Annotated in this window: 21 protein-coding genes; 7 read left to right on the forward strand and 14 right to left on the reverse strand. The window is 53.4% G+C overall.

Annotation, left to right across the window (positions count from 1 at the left end; genetic code table 11):
* Positions 1–129 precede the first annotated feature (129 nt).
* Both MUG09_RS09645 and MUG09_RS09650 read left to right on the forward strand, forming a co-directional pair.
* Positions 130–1428 (forward strand): O-acetylhomoserine aminocarboxypropyltransferase/cysteine synthase family protein, encoded by a 1299-nt coding sequence (locus MUG09_RS09645; protein ID WP_244771213.1) that lies wholly within the window; start codon positions 130–132, stop codon positions 1426–1428.
* Entirely contained in the window at positions 1419–2342 is a 924-nt protein-coding gene (locus MUG09_RS09650; protein ID WP_244771214.1) for a homoserine O-succinyltransferase, read from the forward strand. The genes MUG09_RS09645 and MUG09_RS09650 overlap by 10 nt, the downstream gene beginning before the upstream one ends.
* Here MUG09_RS09650 and MUG09_RS09655 read toward each other — a convergent pair.
* Genes MUG09_RS09655 through MUG09_RS09665 form a run of 3 tightly spaced genes read right to left on the reverse strand, consistent with a single transcriptional unit; the run spans position 2312 to position 4535 of the window.
* Entirely contained in the window at positions 2312–3010 is a 699-nt protein-coding gene (locus MUG09_RS09655; RefSeq protein ID WP_244771215.1) for an MTAP family purine nucleoside phosphorylase, read from the reverse strand. The genes MUG09_RS09650 and MUG09_RS09655 overlap by 31 nt on opposite strands.
* Positions 3007–4026, reverse strand: a complete 1020-nt coding sequence (locus tag MUG09_RS09660) for a translation initiation factor eIF-2B alpha/beta/delta subunit family protein (RefSeq protein WP_244771216.1) — start codon at positions 4024–4026, stop codon at positions 3007–3009. The genes MUG09_RS09655 and MUG09_RS09660 overlap by 4 nt, the downstream gene beginning before the upstream one ends.
* On the reverse strand, positions 4026–4535 hold the full coding sequence (locus MUG09_RS09665; RefSeq protein ID WP_244771217.1) for a nucleoside deaminase: 510 nt from the start codon (positions 4533–4535) through the stop codon (positions 4026–4028). The genes MUG09_RS09660 and MUG09_RS09665 overlap by 1 nt, the downstream gene beginning before the upstream one ends.
* Positions 4536–4763: 228 nt before the next feature.
* On the opposite strand from MUG09_RS09665, the gene MUG09_RS09670 reads away from it, so the two are divergent.
* Together MUG09_RS09670 and MUG09_RS09675 are read left to right on the forward strand one after the other, a co-directional pair.
* Entirely contained in the window at positions 4764–6017 is a 1254-nt protein-coding gene (locus tag MUG09_RS09670) for an FKBP-type peptidyl-prolyl cis-trans isomerase N-terminal domain-containing protein (RefSeq protein WP_244771218.1), read from the forward strand.
* A gap of 97 nt (positions 6018–6114) precedes the next feature.
* Positions 6115–6771: a GntR family transcriptional regulator gene (locus MUG09_RS09675; RefSeq protein ID WP_244771219.1), complete on the forward strand. Its 657-nt coding sequence runs from the start codon at positions 6115–6117 to the stop codon at positions 6769–6771.
* Here the strand turns inward: MUG09_RS09675 and MUG09_RS09680 are convergent.
* Positions 6746–7135, reverse strand: a complete 390-nt coding sequence (locus MUG09_RS09680; protein WP_244771220.1) for a YhcH/YjgK/YiaL family protein — start codon at positions 7133–7135, stop codon at positions 6746–6748. The two genes, MUG09_RS09675 and MUG09_RS09680, sit on opposite strands and share 26 nt — an antisense overlap.
* Positions 7135–7776, reverse strand: coding sequence for a cytidylate kinase-like family protein (locus tag MUG09_RS09685; RefSeq protein ID WP_244771221.1), 642 nt, complete (start codon positions 7774–7776; stop codon positions 7135–7137). The genes MUG09_RS09680 and MUG09_RS09685 overlap by 1 nt, the downstream gene beginning before the upstream one ends.
* Before the next feature lie 109 nt (positions 7777–7885).
* Between MUG09_RS09685 and MUG09_RS09690 the strand changes: the two genes are divergently transcribed.
* Positions 7886–8749 carry an aldose epimerase family protein gene (locus MUG09_RS09690; RefSeq protein WP_244771222.1) on the forward strand — a complete coding sequence of 288 codons (864 nt, stop codon included), beginning with the start codon at positions 7886–7888 and terminating at the stop codon, positions 8747–8749.
* Here the strand turns inward: MUG09_RS09690 and MUG09_RS09695 are convergent.
* A complete protein-coding gene (locus MUG09_RS09695) occupies positions 8746–10452 on the reverse strand; it encodes a cyclase family protein (protein WP_244771223.1) in 1707 nt (568 codons plus the stop codon). The genes MUG09_RS09690 and MUG09_RS09695 overlap by 4 nt on opposite strands.
* Entirely contained in the window at positions 10449–11210 is a 762-nt protein-coding gene (locus MUG09_RS09700; protein ID WP_244771224.1) for a DNA-3-methyladenine glycosylase family protein, read from the reverse strand. Before MUG09_RS09700 ends, MUG09_RS09695 begins: the two co-directional genes overlap by 4 nt.
* A 73-nt stretch (positions 11211–11283) precedes the next feature.
* Here MUG09_RS09700 and MUG09_RS09705 point away from each other — a divergent pair, with 73 nt between their 5' ends.
* Positions 11284–11928, forward strand: coding sequence for a hypothetical protein (locus tag MUG09_RS09705; protein WP_244771225.1), 645 nt, complete (start codon positions 11284–11286; stop codon positions 11926–11928).
* On the opposite strand, the gene MUG09_RS09710 is transcribed toward MUG09_RS09705, so the two are convergent.
* The 4 genes from MUG09_RS09710 to MUG09_RS09725 form a co-directional block, all read right to left on the reverse strand.
* Positions 11888–12328 carry a hypothetical protein gene (locus MUG09_RS09710; protein ID WP_244771226.1) on the reverse strand — a complete coding sequence of 147 codons (441 nt, stop codon included), beginning with the start codon at positions 12326–12328 and terminating at the stop codon, positions 11888–11890. The genes MUG09_RS09705 and MUG09_RS09710 overlap by 41 nt on opposite strands.
* Before the next feature lie 29 nt (positions 12329–12357).
* A complete protein-coding gene (gene cysK, locus MUG09_RS09715; RefSeq protein ID WP_244771227.1) occupies positions 12358–13287 on the reverse strand; it encodes a cysteine synthase A in 930 nt (309 codons plus the stop codon).
* 93 nt (positions 13288–13380) lie between these two features.
* Entirely contained in the window at positions 13381–13797 is a 417-nt protein-coding gene (locus MUG09_RS09720) for an RrF2 family transcriptional regulator (RefSeq protein ID WP_244771228.1), read from the reverse strand.
* On the reverse strand, positions 13794–14201 hold the full coding sequence (locus tag MUG09_RS09725; protein ID WP_244771229.1) for an RrF2 family transcriptional regulator: 408 nt from the start codon (positions 14199–14201) through the stop codon (positions 13794–13796). The genes MUG09_RS09720 and MUG09_RS09725 overlap by 4 nt, the downstream gene beginning before the upstream one ends.
* A 153-nt stretch (positions 14202–14354) precedes the next feature.
* On the opposite strand from MUG09_RS09725, the gene MUG09_RS09730 reads away from it, so the two are divergent.
* The gene (locus tag MUG09_RS09730; protein ID WP_244771230.1) at positions 14355–15395 is read left to right on the forward strand and encodes an AbrB family transcriptional regulator; all 1041 of its coding nucleotides are present in this window, start codon (positions 14355–14357) and stop codon (positions 15393–15395) included.
* A 1-nt stretch (position 15396) separates the two neighbouring features.
* Here MUG09_RS09730 and MUG09_RS09735 read toward each other — a convergent pair whose 3' ends face one another.
* Genes MUG09_RS09735 through MUG09_RS09745 form a run of 3 tightly spaced genes read right to left on the reverse strand, consistent with a single transcriptional unit; the run spans position 15397 to position 18559 of the window.
* Positions 15397–16911, reverse strand: a complete 1515-nt coding sequence (locus tag MUG09_RS09735) for a DUF1846 domain-containing protein (RefSeq protein WP_244771231.1) — start codon at positions 16909–16911, stop codon at positions 15397–15399.
* Between the two features lie 11 nt (positions 16912–16922).
* Positions 16923–17468: a DJ-1 family glyoxalase III gene (locus tag MUG09_RS09740; RefSeq protein ID WP_244771232.1), complete on the reverse strand. Its 546-nt coding sequence runs from the start codon at positions 17466–17468 to the stop codon at positions 16923–16925.
* Between the two features lie 14 nt (positions 17469–17482).
* A complete protein-coding gene (locus tag MUG09_RS09745; RefSeq protein WP_244771233.1) occupies positions 17483–18559 on the reverse strand; it encodes a 3-deoxy-7-phosphoheptulonate synthase in 1077 nt (358 codons plus the stop codon).
* Positions 18560–18566 lie beyond the last annotated feature (7 nt).

Below are 18566 nucleotides of genomic sequence, written 5' to 3' on the forward strand. Positions count from 1 at the left end.
ACTCCAAGGAACCTTCATGAAACAAGCAAAACATCCTCGCTGTGGCTCTGTAGTCGACCACATGTGACGCTTCTGGTCTTACGCACCCCACGAACAGTCGTTCGTGCATATTTACACCAGGAGACACCTATGGCTACCCATCATTTCGAAACAATCGCCCTCCATGCAGGACAGGAACAACCGGACATTGCAACCGGAGCAAGAGCAGTTCCGATCTATCAGACCACCAGTTTTGTTTTTGACAACTGCGCCCATGCCGAAGCTCGGTTCAATCTCTCTGAACCGGGTAACATCTACAGCAGATTGACCAACCCCACCCAGGAGGCCTTTGAGAAGCGCATTGCTGCCCTTGAAGGAGGCGTCGGAGCCCTTGCTGTTGCGAGTGGATCGGCTGCGATCACCTACAGCCTGCTCAATCTTGCTAGAACAGGAGACCACATCGTTTCCTCTGCCACCATCTATGGCGGTACCTACAACCTCTTCTCCCATACCCTCAGTGAGTGGGGTATCACCACCACATTCGTCGACGTTTCGAATCTGGCCGAGGTAGAAGCTGCCATCACCGAAAACACCAAGGCGCTCTTTGTGGAGACCATCGGCAACCCCAACGCAACTCTGTGCGACCTTGGGCAGTTGGCCGTCATCGCCCACCGTCACAGCATCCCCTTGGTGGTGGATAACACATTCGCTACCCCCTATCTGGTGCGACCCATCGAATTGGGCGCCGATATTGTCGTGCACTCGGCCACCAAGTTCATCGGTGGACACGGAACCAGCCTGGGGGGTGTCATTGTAGACAGCGGCAACTTCGATTGGGAGGCAAGCGGCAGGTTCCCCTCGCTCACCGAACCCAATCCCAGCTACCACGGGATTAGCTTCACCCAGGCCTGCGGTCGGGCTGCTTTCATCACCAAGGCACGGGCGGTGATCCTGAGGGACACCGGTGCATGCCTGTCCCCTTTCCACTCCTTCTTTTTCCTCCAAGGCCTTGAAACCCTCGCCCTGCGAGTAGCCCGCCACGTTGAGAACACAGAAAAAGTGGTTGATTTCCTTTCGAAGCATCCTGGTGTTGCAACAGTCAGGCATCCCTTGCTCGCAGACAATCCCTACCATGGGCTGTACAAGCGGTATTTTCCCAAAGGAGGCATCAGCATCTTCACCTTCGACATACAAGGGACCGAAAAGCAGGCAAGAGCCTTCATCGACTCGCTCAAGCTCTTCAGCCTGCTTGCCAATGTGGCGGATGTGAAGTCGCTGGTAATCCATCCTGCGACCACCACCCACTCCCAGCTGACAACCCAAGAGCAGATCAGCCAGGGAATACAGGGCACGACCATCCGTCTCTCCATCGGGTGTGAACACGCACAGGACCTCATCGACGACCTGGCCCAGGCCTTCGACGCAATAGGAGGCTCTCCATGCCGGTGACAATCCCCCAAGACCTGCCTGCCGCCGAAGTGCTCAAGCAGGAGAACATCTTCTTCATGACCAAGGAACGGGCCATTCACCAGGATATCAGGCCGTTGCAGATAGCTCTGCTCAACCTCATGCCGAACAAGATTCGTACCGAGGAGCAGTTCCTCAGATTGTTGGGAAACACCGCTTTGCAGGTTGAACTGACATTTCTTACTACAGCGACATACCAAAGCAAACACACTCCCATCTCCTATCTACAGACCTTCTACCAGACATTCGAACAGGTACGAGGGAGCCATTTCGATGCCCTGATCATCACCGGGAGCCCGGTTGAGACGCTTGCCTTTGAAGAGGTAGCCTACTGGAAGGAACTTACCGAGATCCTTGCGTGGGCCGATGAACATGTGTATTCGTCCTTCTTTGTATGTTGGGCGGCCCAGGCCGCCCTCTACCACCACTATGGCATCGAAAAACATTTGCTTCCCAAGAAGCTTTCCGGCGTCTACAGCCATACAGTGAAGCAGAAAGGACACCCACTGGTCCGCGGCTTCGACGACTTTTTCTGGGCGCCGCACTCGCGCAATACGGCAGTCGATGAGACAAAGCTGTCTTCTGTTCAAGACTTGATTGTCTTGTCGGACTCAGAAGAGGCGGGGCTGTATCTTGCAGCAAGCAAGGATGGGAGGAAGGTGTTCGTCACCGGTCACAGCGAGTACGATGAGCTGACTTTGCATGATGAGTACCAACGCGACCTTGCAGCAGCACTGAATCCGGAGAAACCCTTGAATTATTATCAAGGTGACGAGGTGACGGTGCGCTGGCGGGGCCATGCTCACCTTCTGTTCAGCAACTGGCTGAACTACCATATCTACCAGAGTACGCCGTATCAGTTGGATCAGATCAGCAAGGTCTTGCAGCACAGCTGAGTCATCTCTTCCCTCAAAACGGCAATCTGCTCATCACCTATGAAGCTCACATTCGCCTGCTCGACTCCTGCAGCCCAGTTGATGCTGTATGCAAGAGCGAGCGTGCGGATGCCGGCTTCCCTTAAAAGCGACACTTCGGTGGACAGTGTCATTCCCACCACATCACAACCCAACCGAGCGTACAGGCGGATTTCAGCCTTTGTCTCAAGCCGCGGACCGTTTGTGCATACATACACTCCGGCGTCCTTAAGCCGGGGGCTCAGTGTTTGCATCCGTTCCTTCAATGATGCATCGAACACATCGTCCATCGGGATGTGGCGCACCCCGCTTTCGCCTCCGGTATAAAAGGTCTGCTCCCGCGATCCCCCGGTAAAATCGACAAAGTCTGAAACCATGCCTATTTCTCCGGGTTTCAATGCCGAGGAAATGGAACCTACTGCATAGATTCCGATAGCCTGATCCACCCCCAATTCGGTAAGTGCAGCAACGTTTGCACGATAGTTGACCAAATGCGGCGGCAAAGAGTGGGACGATCCGTGGCGGGGAAGAAAAACCAATCGGTCGCCGACAAACAGCTCAACCTCCCCATACAGGGTTTGTACCAATGTTCGCTTGAGAGGGATGCCGTCCAAGGCATCGACGCCTGTTCCTCCAATAATTGCTTTCACTGAAAGCTCCTTTTCACCTGTTCCGGCTTGAGTATGCCTTTGGGGGTCACCAAGGCGGTAACCAAAGCCGGCGGGATAATGTCGAATGCCGGATAGAGGCCCCCTATGGAATCCAAGGTCGTGGGAAGCCCCATGCACCGTGTAATTTCCTTGGGAGACCTCATTTCCATGTTCACATCGTCCCTTCCTTGTTTCGTTTGGTCGGGGGAGATGCTGAAGGCATAGTAAGGGACACCGATGTAACGGGCGGCGATGGCGTTGGAGAGGGTCCCCACCTTGTTCACCACCGTACCATCCATGCAGAGAAGGTCGACAGCGGTCATGTATGCATCAACCTTTCCTTCCACGAGGAACGTTGCGCCCATGCCGTCGGTGACGACCTGCACTTTGATGCCCATCTCCTCAAGGCTTGGGGCCGTCAGTCGCGAACCCTGAAGATAGGGACGGGTCTCATTGGCCAGTACCCGTATCTTCTTTCCACTCTCTTGTGCATAGGCAAGGGAGAGCAAAAACGTATGCTCTGCAAAACACGTAGTAAGCACCACCGAATCCTGATCCAAAAGCGTACTTCCCATCCGTCCCATCTGATGATACAACCGGTCAAAGCCGTCAAGTATGGATTGCACCTGCCGTCCTACTGCTTGGGCAAGCTCATCAGGATCGGAAGCAAACATCCGTACTTGGGCGAGCAAACCTTGCAGGGTCCGCTGCATGGTCGTATTGGTCGGTCTGGCTGCAATGAGTTGGTCAGCCGCATCGGCAAGTGTTGAAAACCCGCTTGGGAGGTCCCCGCTTTGCATCTGTCTTGTTACGAAAACCATGGTCTGCAATGCAACCTCAAGAGGACCTCCCCCTTGTGTCACCATCGAGCGCAGGGCTTGGGCGACCTGAGCAACAGAGCTGCATACCTCAAACCGTTTTTCGAAGGGGAACACCCTGCGGTCCCCGATGAGAATGTTCCCGCCTTCCAAACGGCAGATATTTTCATGTTTGAGCAGATAGGGAAGCTCGATCATCAATGCACCCAGAAGGAGAGATGGTCGGCGATGATCGCTTGTTCAAGATCCTTATCATCGGTGGGTCCCACCACCTCGATGTCCTTCTGTCCGTGGGCAAGCACCTCGTGGCTGGGCAGATCGAAGGTGGGATTCTGTTCATCGGCACCAGTCAGCTCAAGCAGCTTCGCTTCGGTGATGCCGAAGACAAGCCTGCGGACATTGGTCCAGTACATGGCGCCGGTACACATCACACAGGGCTCGGCATTGGTATAGAGCGTGCAGGTGGAGAGAAAGGCCGGATCGTACAGCTTGCCTGCCTTGAAAAGAAGCAGGGTTTCGGCGTGCATTGCAGAGCCTCCTTCCTCATAACTGTTCTCCTGTTCAAGCAGGATGTTGCCGTCCTTGTCGGCCAGCAAGGCTCCGAAGGGGTGGTTCCCCTTGCGTTTCGCCTGCGCAGCGATACGCACCGTCTCATATAAAAGGTGTATGTCCTGTGCATTGGGAATACTGCGTGTAATAGTGCTCATGGTCCTTGTTCTCCTTAGTATTCTGTCACCCTACCATGCAATGTTTTCATTGGCAATGCGCTTTAAGTTCACAAAACTACAAGAATGGACGTATCTGATGATAATATAGTACAATAAGAAATATAGTCGGCGTAATCTTGAGAAATTGAGCATTGACGTTTGACTTGAGAGAACGTACAGTATGGGGAAGTTGCTAGAGTAGCAACCACCCTACAAAAAGGAAAGACTATGAATAAGAGTAATCGAACAAAGGTGGTCGTGACCCTGTTGGCCATGATCCTCATTTCCTCAAGCCTCTTCGCGATGGGTATGAAAGAAAGCGATCCAGCAGCTGTAACCGTACGCATCCTTACTACTATGAATCAGAATGGCCAGGTAACCCTGGTTGCCAGAAGCGCCGATAACCAGGATCTTACCTTCCAGGCGGGATCCTACACCGATGCAAGTTATCCAATCGCCAGCCTTGGTGCAGGTGATTATGTGGAAGTGGTTCTCGACAACAACAAGGCGATGAACATCCGCTATATCAACCCCTTGGTGACACTGGGTGTCCTGCCCTACTCCATCAGCATGGAGCGGGCAACCGAGCTTGAGAGCCTGACCGACCGCTTCAGCTATACCTACGGCTATCTGCTGATCCAGTCCTTCTCCTCCCAAGGGTTGTTCTTCGATGCCGGCTACTATGTAAAGGGAGCTCTCGATGGATACAAGGATTCGTTGAGTGAAGTCCCCAATGGTTACTACTCTCTCGAAGAGCTGTACGCAAATGTCAACGACTACCAGGAGAAAGTCTGGAACGCAGGTCTTGCCAATACCGATTACGGTAAGAGTTATACCAGTATCAGTGAAGTCACCGGCTTGGCCAAGCCTGAGGATTTGTCCGATGCATTCAGCTATACGTACGGCTACCTGCTCGCCCTCAATATGGCCGGCCAGGGAATCACCGTCAACGGGGATCTGTACGCCCAGGGAGCTCTGGACTATGCCTGCGATAATCAGCTGTTGATGAACGACGCGGAGATGCAGGTTGCTTTCACTGAATACCAGCAGATCCTTGAAAAGGAGTACCAGGAATGGATTGCCGAGATTGCCGTCAGCAACCTGGCCGAGGCTGAAGCTTTCCTTGCACAAAATTCATCCAATGAGGGAGTCGTCGTCACACCAAGCGGTCTTCAGTACCAGGTGCTTACCCCGGCAACGGGAAACAAGCCGGTTCTCGCCGACACCGTCGAGGTGAACTACCAGCTCCAGCTCATCGATGGAACAGTGGTTGAGAGTTCCTATGATATGGGGCAGACTGCACACTTCCCGGTAAATGGGTTGATCGAGGGATTCACCGAAGCCCTGCTTGCCATGAATACCGGCAGCGTCGTCAGAACCTGGATTCACCCCAGCCTCGGGTATGGTGAAATGGGGACCGAGACCATTCTTCCCAATGCTCTGCTGATTTTCGACATTGAGCTTGTTGGAATCGACCAGTAACAAATTTTTGCTCGATCCTTGGCCGCAGCCGTTGCCTGCGGCCAATTTTGTTGGGCTATGCTAGTCACACAGGATTGCTTTGGCTATACTGCAACTGATGGACAACACGACAAAAAGCCAACTGATTGATACAATCTACAACCATCTCAAACATCAGATTCGCCAAGGATTGCTCCCAAACGGAGCCAAGCTTTCGGAGAATACCCTTGCCAAGGAGTTCTCCTGCTCCCGCACCCCGGTCAGGGAGGCGCTCAAGCGCTTGGAGCAGGACGGTTTTGTGGTCATCGTCGCCCATAGCGGAAGCTACGTGAAAGATATTACCATGGTCGACTACCAACAGCTGACCGAAGTCAGGGCGTATCTTGAGGCACTGGCCATCCGCCTCGCTTGCGAGAACGGAGCAGACCCCGCCATCCTGGACCAGATTCTCGACCGCATGGATGCATTGTGGAAGGGAGGCAAGGCCTTTGATGTGCAGACCTTCAGCAGCCTGCACTACCAGTTCCATCTTGAACTGGTCAAGCTTTCCGGAAACAACCTGCTTGCACTCACCTACAGCCGCCTGAACCTCAGCGAAGCCGCCCTGTTGTTCGCTCAGAACATCAACGACCGGGGAATTGCAAAAACCCAAGCCGAACACCGCCGTCTTGTCGATGCCATCCGAGCGAGGGACGAAAAAGAAGGAGAGCGATTCATGCTCTCCCACCTCTGGCGTAAACGAGATCGATTCAGAGCTCAGACTCAGGTAATTTGAAAATCACCTTCTTGACTGCGCACTCACTGGTAAGCACCTGCTGATGGCGATAGGTTTCACCTTTTGCCACCAGCACGAACGAACCTGTGGTCAAATGAGAAACCACCACAGGTTGTTTCTCATCCTGTAGACTGAACAGCTCCTCTCCTTCGAGCACTACGTGCAGTTGACGCTCGCCTGCAATCTGCAGACTGCCCAACTCATTGGTGACATAGGCTAAAACCTGATAGCCAAGCCCGTCGACACTATGCTGACCTGCCGCATCCTCGTAAGGAAGGCTGCGATCAAGAATGTCAATGACTGTCTGTACGGCGGGATGAAGTGCTCGATACCATTCAAGATTGTCCAGAAGGTCGATCAGCATCAAATCACCTGGCCCTTATGTGCACTGTATAGTTTCTCAAACATGATGATCTGCTCTGCACACCCCTCGATGCCCAGCCTTCCGCTGTCAAGGCTCAAATCGTAGGTGCGGCACATACCCCACTTGCGGTCGCTGTAATAGTTGTAGAAATTCGCACGCTGCTTGTCAGTTTTCAAGCAGATGTCCTCCGCCTTGTTTTCTGGCACATCATATACCCTGACGGCACGCTCGACGCGGTTTTTCAGGTCTGCATGGATGAAGACGTTCACCACATTGTCCATATCCCTGAGGATATAGTCGGCACAGCGGCCTACGATGACGCACGAACCCTCCGAAGCCAGGCGTTTGATCGTCTTGCTCTGGATTAGGAACAATTGGTCGTTGAGAGGCATCTCCGTAACGCCCAATGCACCACTGGCCATAGGATAGTTGCCCATCACCAACGAGTAGAAGATGCTGCTGGTGGCTTTCTCATCCGCATTCGAGAACAGAGCCTCACTCAGTCCGCTGTCGCGGGCGCTTATTGCGATGAGCTCCTTATCATAGAAGGGTATGCCAAGCTTCTGTGCCAAGGTTTTCCCCACCTGTCTTCCACCGCTTCCGAACTGTCTGCCGATTGTAAACACAACGTTTGTACTCATATGCAGGTTCCTCCACTGCCTATAGTATACCACAGATGGGAATACTCTGCCTAAGGGAACTTGCAACAAGGATTACATTGCCGTACGATGCCGATAAGGGAGAAACTGCATGATTACCTTGAGAAACAACAACCTCACGATGGAAATTTCTGAAGTGGGTGCCGAGATTCACTCACTGTACAACACTCAAACGGACGTCCAATATATTTTCGACGGGAACCCCGTCTTTTGGCCGCGTCACACACCCCTGCTCTTTCCGGTCACCGGGCCTCTGGCGGACGGAACAGTGGAAGCAAAGGGAAAAACCTACACCATGCCGGTCAACGGTTTTGCTCGCGATCTGAACTTCAAGACAACACAAGAGAAACCCTATGAAGCCACCTTCGTGCTGTGCAGTGATGATCGAACACGAGCCTTCTACCCTTTTGAATTCAGCCTGACGGTAACCCATACCCTGTTTGAGAACGGCTATACCAGCAAGGCTGTCATCAAGGCTGAAGAGCAGCTGTACTGCACATTCGGTTGGCATCCGGCTTTCAGCTTGAACATGAACGGAAACGATGCACCCTTGGAGTCGTACTATGTCCAGTTCGAAAAAAAGGAGAGTGCAGACAGGCTCTATCCGGTCAACGGCGTCTTTGCAAGACAGGAACGCTTTTTGGACGACCAGGACATTTTAAAGCTTACCAGAGAGGAGTTGGACAAGGGCCCGATCGTACTCAACGGCCTTAAGAGCCGGTATGTCAGCCTTAAAAGCCGAAATGGCAAGGCAGGTGTCACAATAGACCGTGGGGAACTACCCACCTTGGTCATTTGGACCAAGGAGAAGGTCGACGCCCCCTATGTCTGCGTCGAGCCGATGTACAGCTTCCAGGATGCAACCCGAAAACGTGACCTCAGTGAGATGGAAGGCATGATGCACCTGAAGGCAGGCGAGAGCAGAACGTTCTCCAACACCTTTACCGTGTTCTAGGCTTCATAGGTTGCAACCACCCTGGCCGGCGATCCATCGGCATGCTTGTAGGAAAGAGGCAGGGCGGTCAACTGAACGGTTCTATGGAGTATGTGTTCGAGGTTCACCAGATTCTCAAGAATCAGGGCGTTGGAGCCGAGAATGGTGTGGTGGATGGGGAAGTCAAGGTCCCCATCCCGGTCACAGTTTCCCGTGTCGAAGCCAAACATCCTTACACCGCGCTCAACAAGGTATGCCGCAGCCTCTTGGGTCAGATACGACTTCCCCTTCGTATACAAGAGAACGGCATCGCAGTCCGAATCGATGCATGAGACCTTTTCTACTGTAATGTCGCAATCCTCCGAACAATCCAAGACACAGGCCGTTGCAAAGAAACGGGAGACGGGAATCTCGTCCAAGGACGAACCTTCAGGCAACAGATGAGCCGGGCTGTCCATATGGGTTGCCGCATGCGAGCCGAATTGCAGCTTTGTAAGCCGCCATCCCTCCCTTTCCAAGGTATGGAAGGGTGCAATAACAACGGCGGGATCGCCGGAATAGCCGGCCTGTCCGTTCTCAAGCGGCATGGAAAGATCGAGATGCATGCGTTTTGCCTGCTCTTTTTTTTGCGCATACAGATAGTGGCTGAAAGCTTTTCGGGCCGTCTCATGAATGACTTGGGCCAAATCAGTATTCTCCGCCATTGCCTGCTTAAGCGGAGCCTGCAACCGGTACACCAGATCATTTGCTGCATCGACTGCCAGACTCTGCAACTCCGGTACGGCTGACCGATAGTGCAGATAGTGTTCAGTTTTAGCACATGCCGTTTCGATGATACCGAGGGCTTTCTGCGTCTCTCGTTCACGGCTTGGAAGGTCAATATCGAGGTCTTGGATGCGTACAACACCTTCGATTTCGGGGTCGATATCCCTCACCGGTGCCAAATCGATATAGAGATGGGTGCCTTCCACCTGCTCTTTTGTCAGGGTGTACTCCATCCCCTTCGTCGCACTGATGACAACATGACAGCGAGACAGATAGGATAATCGCTTCTCATAGGCGACTGCCTCAACCTTGGGAGGAACCAAAAGATCGGCTTTCTCTGTATCGCGGATCGTCATGTATACGATAAAATCTCTTCGAGCCAGGCAGGAGGCGACAGAGCGGGCAAGTGCGCTGCTTCCTATGACAAGCACCGGCTGCTTCTCATAGGCTGACACCAGGCTGTAGACGCGCTCAGCCACACTCTCATCTACGATCTGAAGATCAACCTTGCTCTGGACCTGCTTGGCGGTGGTTATCACCTCCCGTACAAGATAAGAGAGCAGCGATGAAGCGCACCCCACCCCTACCGAGCGGGTATAAGCTTGTTGCACTTGGCTGATGATCTGGTCCTCTCCGAAGAGCGGGCTGAGCAATCCACACGCCAGAGACATACAGTGCAGAAGACTCTCCTGCGACGAAATTGAATACGTCTGACTTGTCCAAGTCAATGGCGAGAGTGAAAGGCTGCGAAGCAGCGGTTCCACGGTGCCGGTCCTTGGCTGTTCGCACCAAAGCTCGATTCGATCGCAGGTGGCCAGCAGCAGGACCGACTTGCTCTGGGTTTGCTTTTTGATTTTCACACAAGCTTCGCTGAGTCTGCCATCCTCAAAGGCAAACAAGGCCTGCTTGGAAGGAGGCAGATGGTCGAACCGAAGGCCGACAATAGAGAGGGCAATCACAACCGACCTCCTTGGGTACGCTCAAAGTGAAACAGGTACTGCTGGGCGAGCGCCGCATAGGGGGTGAAATATGAAGCATCACGACCGGGATAGCGCGTCTTCATCACCTTCAGCATCCAGGTATCGAGGGGAAAGGCTTGTTGACGATGGAAGGCAAAGGCCAGTATGCAAAGGGCTACCTTCGGACCCACTCCACGGATTGTCTGCAAGGCACGATAAGCTTCTTCATCGCCAAGGTCCGGGATGGCTTGCAGGAGTGCATGATTCTGAATTGCATCCAGCAGATAGGGTGCTCGAAATCCCATACCCAATTGCCGCAGATCCTGTTCGCTGACATTCATCAGTTGCTCCGGGCGGGGGAAGGCATACCAAGGACCTTCGACATGGGTGCCGAAATGCTTGGACAACAGCTCATACATGCCTCGTATACGCTTGATATTGTTGTTCTGGCTGAGTAAAAAACCCATCAGGACCTCCCATGGATCCTGGTTGAGGATATGCAGACCCTTGTAGGCCTGTATTGCACGAGCGAGATGAGGGTCGAGGGAGGACAGGTACGACTCTGCCCTCCCGTATTCCCAGTCCATGTCAAAATAACGGCGCAGCGCTCCATTTTGAGCAAGCAATGGGTCAAAGGTCTTTTCGGTAAAACAGACCAGCTGCCGCCCCACCACTGCCTGATAGACTCCGTCCTGCTTCGACCAGGCAAACGTCTGTCCTGAAAATAGGGTTGCGTCTAGATCAATGGATGCACTCATGCGCCTACTGTAACAAAGCGCTGAAGCTAATGCAAGCAAAGCGAACCAGTACAGCAAAAGGGAGGCTCGTTGCATGGAAACCATTGAACACATCCGCTACAACCGCTTGGTTCATCGAGGAGGTGCTTTGCTGCATCTCTTTGATGTGGGCCAGCTGAAGCTCATCGGCAGGATTGCAGCTTCACTGCCGCCCGATGATTTCTCCCTGCTCTACCCCTTCTCGTTTGCAGACATCCACCTCGGTGCCCATCAGAACCTAGGCACCGTGTTTGCATCCTTGACGGAGACAGAACAATGCAGGGTATTGGATGTAGCCATCGAGCTCTCAAGAGAAGACGAAACAAAAGCAATGCTCTCAGTGTCACATGAGAGCGGGGCGGTCTGCCTGTTGGGTTTGGGAAAACAAACGTCGACACTGATTGACCGAGCGACCCACTACCTGGCCAGTCCCCTGCTCATAACCATGGTCGATCCCGTCCTAGAACCCGATGTACATCAAGTGCTGCAGCACTCTGGTATGGCCCTGGATCAGGGAGAATGGGAGACTGAGGCGTGTTGTATCTGCATCGCCGCATGCAGTGAAGAGTTCTTCGCAGAACACATCTTCACCTTTCCTCTCACCGCACGGTTTTCCCTGACCTGGGGCCCGACCAAGGACAGGTATGGTCGATTGGTCCCTACCTACCTTCACGAGGCGACCGGGCATTCACCTCGATGAAACCATTGAACAGAACAGAAAAGTTTCCGTTCTGACTGGGCAGTGAGAGGTTCTGTGACTTGGTGTTTATAAACATGAGCGGTGCATACATGACAACGGCTTTTTCTAGTCGGGCGTGATTCAGCACCTGCTTGGCGATTTCGGCGGAGAGGGCGGGTGCATGAGGATACATGGCAGCCTCCACCACGACCCACCACAACCGCTCATCCTTCCTGGCTGCTTTCAGATGGGGAAATCGGCTTTGGCTTCCACTGCGAAAAACAATCTTGAATCGGTCGGACTCCAAGACCTGCTCGACATGGGCCACCGCCATGGCATGGAGGGCCTGGTCGCTGAGCAGGCGATAGGATGCAACCGTACGGGCTGCTTGGATATCAGGGTATCGAAACAGCTCTCTCATACCCTAGTATACCATGGATGCGCCGCTTCTCAAGCCTCGCTGAACAGCCAGGTCGAAAGATAGCGCTCACCGGTATCGGGAAGCATAACCACAATGGTTTTTCCAGCCCACTCGTCTCTCTGTGCATAGGTGAGGGCTGCGCTCAGAGCGGCACCGCTGGAGATTCCGACCAACAGCCCGTCAAGCTTGGCTGCCTGCCTGGCTGCCTCTCCGGCTTTTGCATCTTCAACAGTGTAGATTTCATCGATGACCGAACGGTCGAGCGTGGCAGGAACAAAGCCCGCCCCGATTCCCTGGATTTTATGGGGACCACCGTAGCCTTCGCTGAGCACGGGACTGGTGGCAGGCTCGACCGCCACGATCTTGACCGAAGGATTTTTTTCCTTGAGATACCGGCCGACCCCGGTGATGGTTCCACCGGTGCCTACCCCGGCTATGAACAGGTCCACCTTCTCTCCGCTGTCCGTCCATATTTCAGGACCGGTTGTGGCATAGTGAACACTCGGGTTGTCGGGGTTCTCGAATTGGGAGGGAATGAAGGAATCGGGGGTGTGGCGGGAGATTTCCTCAGCCTTGGCTATCGCCCCTTTCATCCCTAACGATCCGTCGGTGAGTATCAACTCCGCACCAAGGGCTGAAAGCAGCTTCCTGCGCTCTACACTCATTGTCTCGGGCATGGTAATGATAAGTTTATATCCCTTCACCGCTGCAATATAGGCAAGGCCAACGCCGGTATTTCCACTGGTCGGCTCAATAATAACCGAGCCGCTCTTCAACTGACCGCGTTTCTCTGCGCCTTCAATCATCGCCAGGGCGATACGGTCCTTCACACTGGAAAGAGGGTTGAAACTCTCGACCTTCACCAAGATCGTCGCCTTGGTTGTGTTGAGCCTGTTGAGTCGAATCAAAGGGGTGTTGCCGATTTTCTCGGTGATATTCTGATATATGCGTGCACTCATGCTAAGCAGCCTCCTCCCGGTACGGGTTATATCCTAGTAAGTTTGTAGATATAATAGTAATTACAAGATGCTCCTTCGTCAAGCCCCTCTTTCCTAAATAACATAGGTGAACCACTGCGCTTTGGTGACCTCACTGAGCGATAACCCCTCGAAGACCTTCTTCACCTCTTGGTCGAGTTTCTGATAGAAATGCAACCGGATCACCCGTTCAATGGCATTCTCCTCACCTTGAGGGGGTTCTTCAAAAGCAATGTTGCCTTCCAACAAATCCAGGACATCGTAAATCATGATCGCTTCAGCACTGCGTTCGAGCAAATACCCGCCGCCGGAACCTTTCACCGAAGTCAAGAAACCTCCGCGGGTGAGCAGCAAAGCCACCTGCTGTAAATATTTCTCACTCAAGGCTTGACGCTTGGCCACCACCGTCAGGGCGATCGGTCCTTCATTGGAATGCTCGGCGATATCAACGAGCAGCCTCAGGCCATACCGGCCGCGTGTAGAAATTTTCATATACCACCCCCCGCCTCACTCTCCACCAGATGGGAGGCCAACTCTTCTATGGTCACCTGATTGGAAAAATCCACGACGGCACTTTGCAACAAGGACCAGATTTGATGCGTCTTACAGGCATCGGTACGGGTGCAGTTCTTACAGGGAGCCGGTTCGAAATCACCCTCGCTGGCAGTAAGCACCTCTTTGCAGGTTATATCGGCCTTGGCAAGACGGTATCCACCCTGCACCCCGCGTTCAGCCTGCACAAGACCTGCACGGCGAAGCGGAATCATCAGCTGCTCAAGGTAACCACTGCTGATGCCGGTGGCTTCACTGATACTGCGAATGCTGCAGTTATCCCTGCACGTGGCCAGATAGACCATGGTTTGGAGGGAGTATCTTCCTTTTGTCGATAATTTCATATCTAGAAGGTATCAGTACCATAGATGCACGTCAAGCAGTCTATAAGCTTTCCAATGTTCCTCCAAAGTAAAACTTGTGATACAATCAGTACCTGATTGGGGTTGTGACCGCAACTGCAAGCATTACTTCATCATATATTGCAAGGATTCCTTATGAATTTACTTCTACTTGTTCTACTCCATGTGGTTGGAGCCCTTGGCGGTCTGTTGCTGAGAAAACTCCGACTCCCGGCAGGAGCTCTTGTCGGAGCCATGCTGGGTGTCATGATTTTCAATAGTTTCACCACCCTGGTACCCTCCTATCCCCACGAATTGAGAATCCTCGTGCAAATCGTCTCGGGGCTGGTCATCGGCACCCGTTTTTCCCGATCCGATGTGCAATCACTGAGGACCATGGCCCTTCCGGTCATCGTGTTGGTCACGGTTCTGCTTGCGACCAACCTGGTGTTCGCCTTCCTGATGGAGCACTTCACCTCGCTCAGCTTTATGACATCGTTCTTTGCCTGTGCTCCCGGGGGTGTCTCCGACCTCGCCCTCGTAGCAACCGATTTCGGTGCAGTAATGGAACATGTCGCCCTGCTGCAGCTCTTCAGACTCACCTTGGTGATCATAGTCTTTCCACCGATGATCCGTGCCATGCTGAAAATCAAGCAGCCCGGCAACCATCTCGATCAGAGCGAAATACCGAGAGCGAACAAACAAACGAAGTCGTTGCGCCACTATGCGCTGACCTTTCTCTGCGCTCTCGCCGGCGGCCTGCTTCTCTACGTTCTCAAGATTCCCGCCGGAGCCATCCTGGGTTCGATCGTTGCTGTAGCCATACTCAACGTGGCAAGGCAGAATGCTGTGTATCCGAGCAGCGTGAAAGTGCTCGTACAGATATTCGCCGGTACGTACATCGGCAGTAAAATCACCGCCCAGACATTCTTGGAAGTGAACATCCTGCTCGTTCCCTCATTCATTCTCACCCTGGAACTCTTTGTAATGGCCTTCCTGACCGCCTACATCCTTCACAAGGTCTGCAGGATGGACTGGGCTACAGCCCTTTTCTCCTCCACTCCAGGCGGCATACAGGAAATGGGGCTCATCAGCGACGAGTTGGGACTACAAACCCCCAAGATAGTCCTGATGCATACATTCCGCATCCTGGCCGTCCTGGGGGTTCTTCCCGTCCTAGCAGGGTTGTTCGGTTGAACTAGGCTGGATTGTAGAGATTGGAAGTCGGAAACCGAGGCTCGCTGGTCACATTCAGCACAAGCTTGCGCAACCCCGAAGAGTCGCCGGACGAGGGGATATGGGTCATATGAACCTCACAAGCATTGAGGAGGGGAAGCACTGCCGAAGCCTTCTTCGCCTCCCCGCTGATAGCACAGCTCATAGCCAGACAGATGAGCACCTCATCCAGGTTCAGGCTCACACCCCTGCCCTTCAGAACATCACGTTTCATGGCGGTCACCGACTGCACAATGGCCGGTGGAATGAGATCCACCTCATGGTCGATATTCGCCAGCACCTTCACAGCATTTAAAATCAATGCCGAGGAAGCGTGCAGGAACGGAGAGTTGCAACCTGTCACGATACGCCCGTCGGGAAGTTCGATTGCAGCAGCGCAGACAATGCCGTTAAGGCCCTTGCCCCTGGCAATACCATCCTCCAGAGCTTTTTGTGCTGCAGGAACAACTGACCGGTCATTGATGGAAAGCTTCGCTCCCTCCATGATGGATCGACTGCGTTCCACCGTCTCCTTACTGCCGATTCCTTGCACATACTCGCAGGCGGCACGGTAATATCGACGAATGATTTCCTGCTGGCCCGCCTTGCGAACCACTGCATCGTTGATGATGCCAAACCCGCAGCGGTTGACACCCATATCGGTAGGACTCTTGTAGAGACAATCGGTACCGGTGATCTTACTCAAGATCCTGTTCAGCAGCGGATACGCTTCCAAATCACGGGAGTAATTGACCGTAATGGCTCCATAGGCACTGGCATGAAAATGGTCGATGAGATTCTTGTCCCCCAAATCGGCGGTCGCGCTTTCATAAGCGATGTTTACTGGGTGGTCGATCGGCAGGTTCCAGATCGGGAAAGTCTCGAACTTGGAGTAGCCGCTGCGCCTGCCATCCTTGTAGTCATGGTACATTTGGGAAAGACAGGTTCCCAGCTTTCCCGATCCAGGGCCTGGACCGGTGACAATGACAACAGGATGCTCGGTCTCAATATACGGGTTCGCTCCGTAGCCTTCGTCGCTGACGATCAGGTCAACGTCGTTGGGATACCCGCGTGTCGCCTTATGGGTGTATACGGTAATACCGCGCTGCTCAAGAAGATTCTTGAAGTGTACAGCCCCCGGCTCCTCATCGAAGCGGGTGATGACCACACGGGTGACCGTCAGACCCCACTTGGAGAAGTCGTCGATCATCTTGAAGACATCGGTGTCGTAGGTGATACCGAAGTCGCTTCGCATTTTGCGTCGTTCAATGTCTCCGCTGTGGATGCAGATGATGACGTCGATTTGGTCTTTCAATGACTGAAACACCCGCATCTTCACATTCGGATCGAAGCCCGGGAGCACCCGGGCTGCATGATAATCGAAGAGTAATTTCCCCCCGCATTCGAGATAGAGCTTTCCGTCGCTCTGCTTCACCCGTTCAAGGATGAAGTGCCTTTGTTCACAAAGGTACTTCTCGTTGTCAAACCCAATCTCCATGCTTTCCACCCCTAAAATTTTACTTGCTCTGCGATTGCATCAGCAGTTTTCTGATCAAACAATGCTGCGATGACAGCCAGGGAAAAATGCAAGGCACTGCCGGCTGCCTGGGCGGTTATCAGCCTGTCGTCTGTTATAACCTTCTCATTCTCCAGTTTCAAACCAGGGCAGAGTTCCTCTGTTGATGGATACCCGGTCACCCGCTTTCCCTCAAGAAGCCCCGTCTTGCCCAAGACGACTGCAGGAGCAGCGCAGATGGCCGCAACATACCCCGTTTGGGCTGTCTTAATCACCGCCTCCATCACACTGAAGGAGGAAGCAAGGTTTTGAGAACCCTTGCCGCCGCCGGGCAGAACCACACAGTCAAACACTTCATCCATGCACTCACTGAGCAGTCGATCGCAACCGACAACCAAACCGTGCGAGCCTTTAACCATCAAATCATCAAGGCCGGCAACCACAACCTTCGCTCCGCTTCGCCTGAGCAAATCGATGGGTGTGACCGCTTCCACTTCTTCAAAGCCTTCAGCAAGAATAACCAATACAGATGGAACCATACCATCCCCCTTATCTACAGCGGCTGAACACTACCGCCTTCGAGTCGAGCCTTGCGAAGCAATTCGCAAGCATGCACCAATATCCTTTGGGTTTCGTCCCATCCGATGCAGGCATCGGTGACGGAAACCCCATACTTGAGATTCGCCAAATCATCGGGAATTTTCTGGCAACCAGGCAGGAGATTGCTCTCCAGCATGAAACCGCGGATGGCTTTTTCCCCCCAGCACACCTGATCGATGATCGAACGCAGCACCCGCTTCTGCCTTTCGTAGTTCTTGCGGGAGTTTGAGTGACTGCAATCGACGATGATGGCCGGCTCGAGGCCTTCCTTCTCAAGAAGCAGGCGTGCACTCTCTACATCATCCTCATAGTAGTTGGGACTCTGGTCGCCGCCGCGAAGGATGAGATGGCAACAGTCGTTGCCGGTGGTGCGGAAGATTGCGCTTGCGCCCTTCCCGTCCATACCTATGAACGAGGCCGGCTGGTAGGCACTCTTGATTGCATTGACTGCGGTGACCAAATCACCGCTGGTGCTGTTCTTGAACCCCACTGCAACGCTCAAGCCGCTGGCAAGATTTCGATGAATCTGGCTCTCGGTGGTTCTGGCTCCGATACTCGACCAACTCATCAGCTCATCGATGTATTGGGGAATGATTGGATCGAGCACCTCACACCCAACAGGCAGGCCGAGTTTGACGATTTCCAGCAGCAGGGACCTGGCCAAGGCGATGCCTCCGCCGATGTCGTAGCTTCCATCCATCTTCGGATCAAGGATTAGTCCCTTCCATCCTCCGACCGTCCGGGGTTTCTCAAAATAGGTGCGCATCACTACAAACATCTCATCCTCGATGTCGCGGGAGAGAGTTTTCAGCTTTTTCGCATAATCGAGTGCGGCAACAGGGTCATGAAGAGAGCAGGGACCTACGATTGCCAACAATCGCCGGTCCCTTCCCTGGATGATATCATTTACAGTCTGCCGAGTCTGGTGTATCGAGTCGCTGGTTGCCTCATCCACGGGGAACTGTGTGTACAGTTCATCGGGGGTGGCAAGAGCCTCCACCTTTCGAATCCTGATGTCTACGTTTGCCATGGTTTTT

Source organism: Sphaerochaeta associata, assembly GCF_022869165.1.
GTDB classification, from domain to species: domain Bacteria; phylum Spirochaetota; class Spirochaetia; order Sphaerochaetales; family Sphaerochaetaceae; genus Sphaerochaeta; species Sphaerochaeta associata.

Excerpts from the sequence above, each read along its gene's own strand:
- MUG09_RS09645 (WP_244771213.1), top strand. The coding sequence starts at position 130 with ATGGCTACCCATCATTTCGAAACAATCGCCCTCCATGCAGGACAGGAA.
- MUG09_RS09650 (WP_244771214.1), top strand. The coding sequence starts at position 1,419 with ATGCCGGTGACAATCCCCCAAGACCTGCCTGCCGCCGAAGTGCTCAAG.
- MUG09_RS09660 (WP_244771216.1), bottom strand. The coding sequence starts at position 4,026 with ATGATCGAGCTTCCCTATCTGCTCAAACATGAAAATATCTGCCGTTTG.
- MUG09_RS09665 (WP_244771217.1), bottom strand. The coding sequence starts at position 4,535 with ATGAGCACTATTACACGCAGTATTCCCAATGCACAGGACATACACCTT.
- MUG09_RS09670 (WP_244771218.1), top strand. The coding sequence starts at position 4,764 with ATGAATAAGAGTAATCGAACAAAGGTGGTCGTGACCCTGTTGGCCATG.
- MUG09_RS09675 (WP_244771219.1), top strand. The coding sequence starts at position 6,115 with ATGGACAACACGACAAAAAGCCAACTGATTGATACAATCTACAACCAT.
- MUG09_RS09680 (WP_244771220.1), bottom strand. The coding sequence starts at position 7,135 with ATGCTGATCGACCTTCTGGACAATCTTGAATGGTATCGAGCACTTCAT.
- MUG09_RS09685 (WP_244771221.1), bottom strand. The coding sequence starts at position 7,776 with ATGAGTACAAACGTTGTGTTTACAATCGGCAGACAGTTCGGAAGCGGT.
- MUG09_RS09690 (WP_244771222.1), top strand. The coding sequence starts at position 7,886 with ATGATTACCTTGAGAAACAACAACCTCACGATGGAAATTTCTGAAGTG.
- MUG09_RS09700 (WP_244771224.1), bottom strand. The coding sequence starts at position 11,210 with ATGAGTGCATCCATTGATCTAGACGCAACCCTATTTTCAGGACAGACG.
- MUG09_RS09705 (WP_244771225.1), top strand. The coding sequence starts at position 11,284 with ATGGAAACCATTGAACACATCCGCTACAACCGCTTGGTTCATCGAGGA.
- MUG09_RS09710 (WP_244771226.1), bottom strand. The coding sequence starts at position 12,328 with ATGAGAGAGCTGTTTCGATACCCTGATATCCAAGCAGCCCGTACGGTT.
- cysK (WP_244771227.1), bottom strand. The coding sequence starts at position 13,287 with ATGAGTGCACGCATATATCAGAATATCACCGAGAAAATCGGCAACACC.
- MUG09_RS09720 (WP_244771228.1), bottom strand. The coding sequence starts at position 13,797 with ATGAAAATTTCTACACGCGGCCGGTATGGCCTGAGGCTGCTCGTTGAT.
- MUG09_RS09725 (WP_244771229.1), bottom strand. The coding sequence starts at position 14,201 with ATGAAATTATCGACAAAAGGAAGATACTCCCTCCAAACCATGGTCTAT.
- MUG09_RS09730 (WP_244771230.1), top strand. The coding sequence starts at position 14,355 with ATGAATTTACTTCTACTTGTTCTACTCCATGTGGTTGGAGCCCTTGGC.
- MUG09_RS09735 (WP_244771231.1), bottom strand. The coding sequence starts at position 16,911 with ATGGAGATTGGGTTTGACAACGAGAAGTACCTTTGTGAACAAAGGCAC.
- MUG09_RS09740 (WP_244771232.1), bottom strand. The coding sequence starts at position 17,468 with ATGGTTCCATCTGTATTGGTTATTCTTGCTGAAGGCTTTGAAGAAGTG.
- MUG09_RS09745 (WP_244771233.1), bottom strand. The coding sequence starts at position 18,559 with ATGGCAAACGTAGACATCAGGATTCGAAAGGTGGAGGCTCTTGCCACC.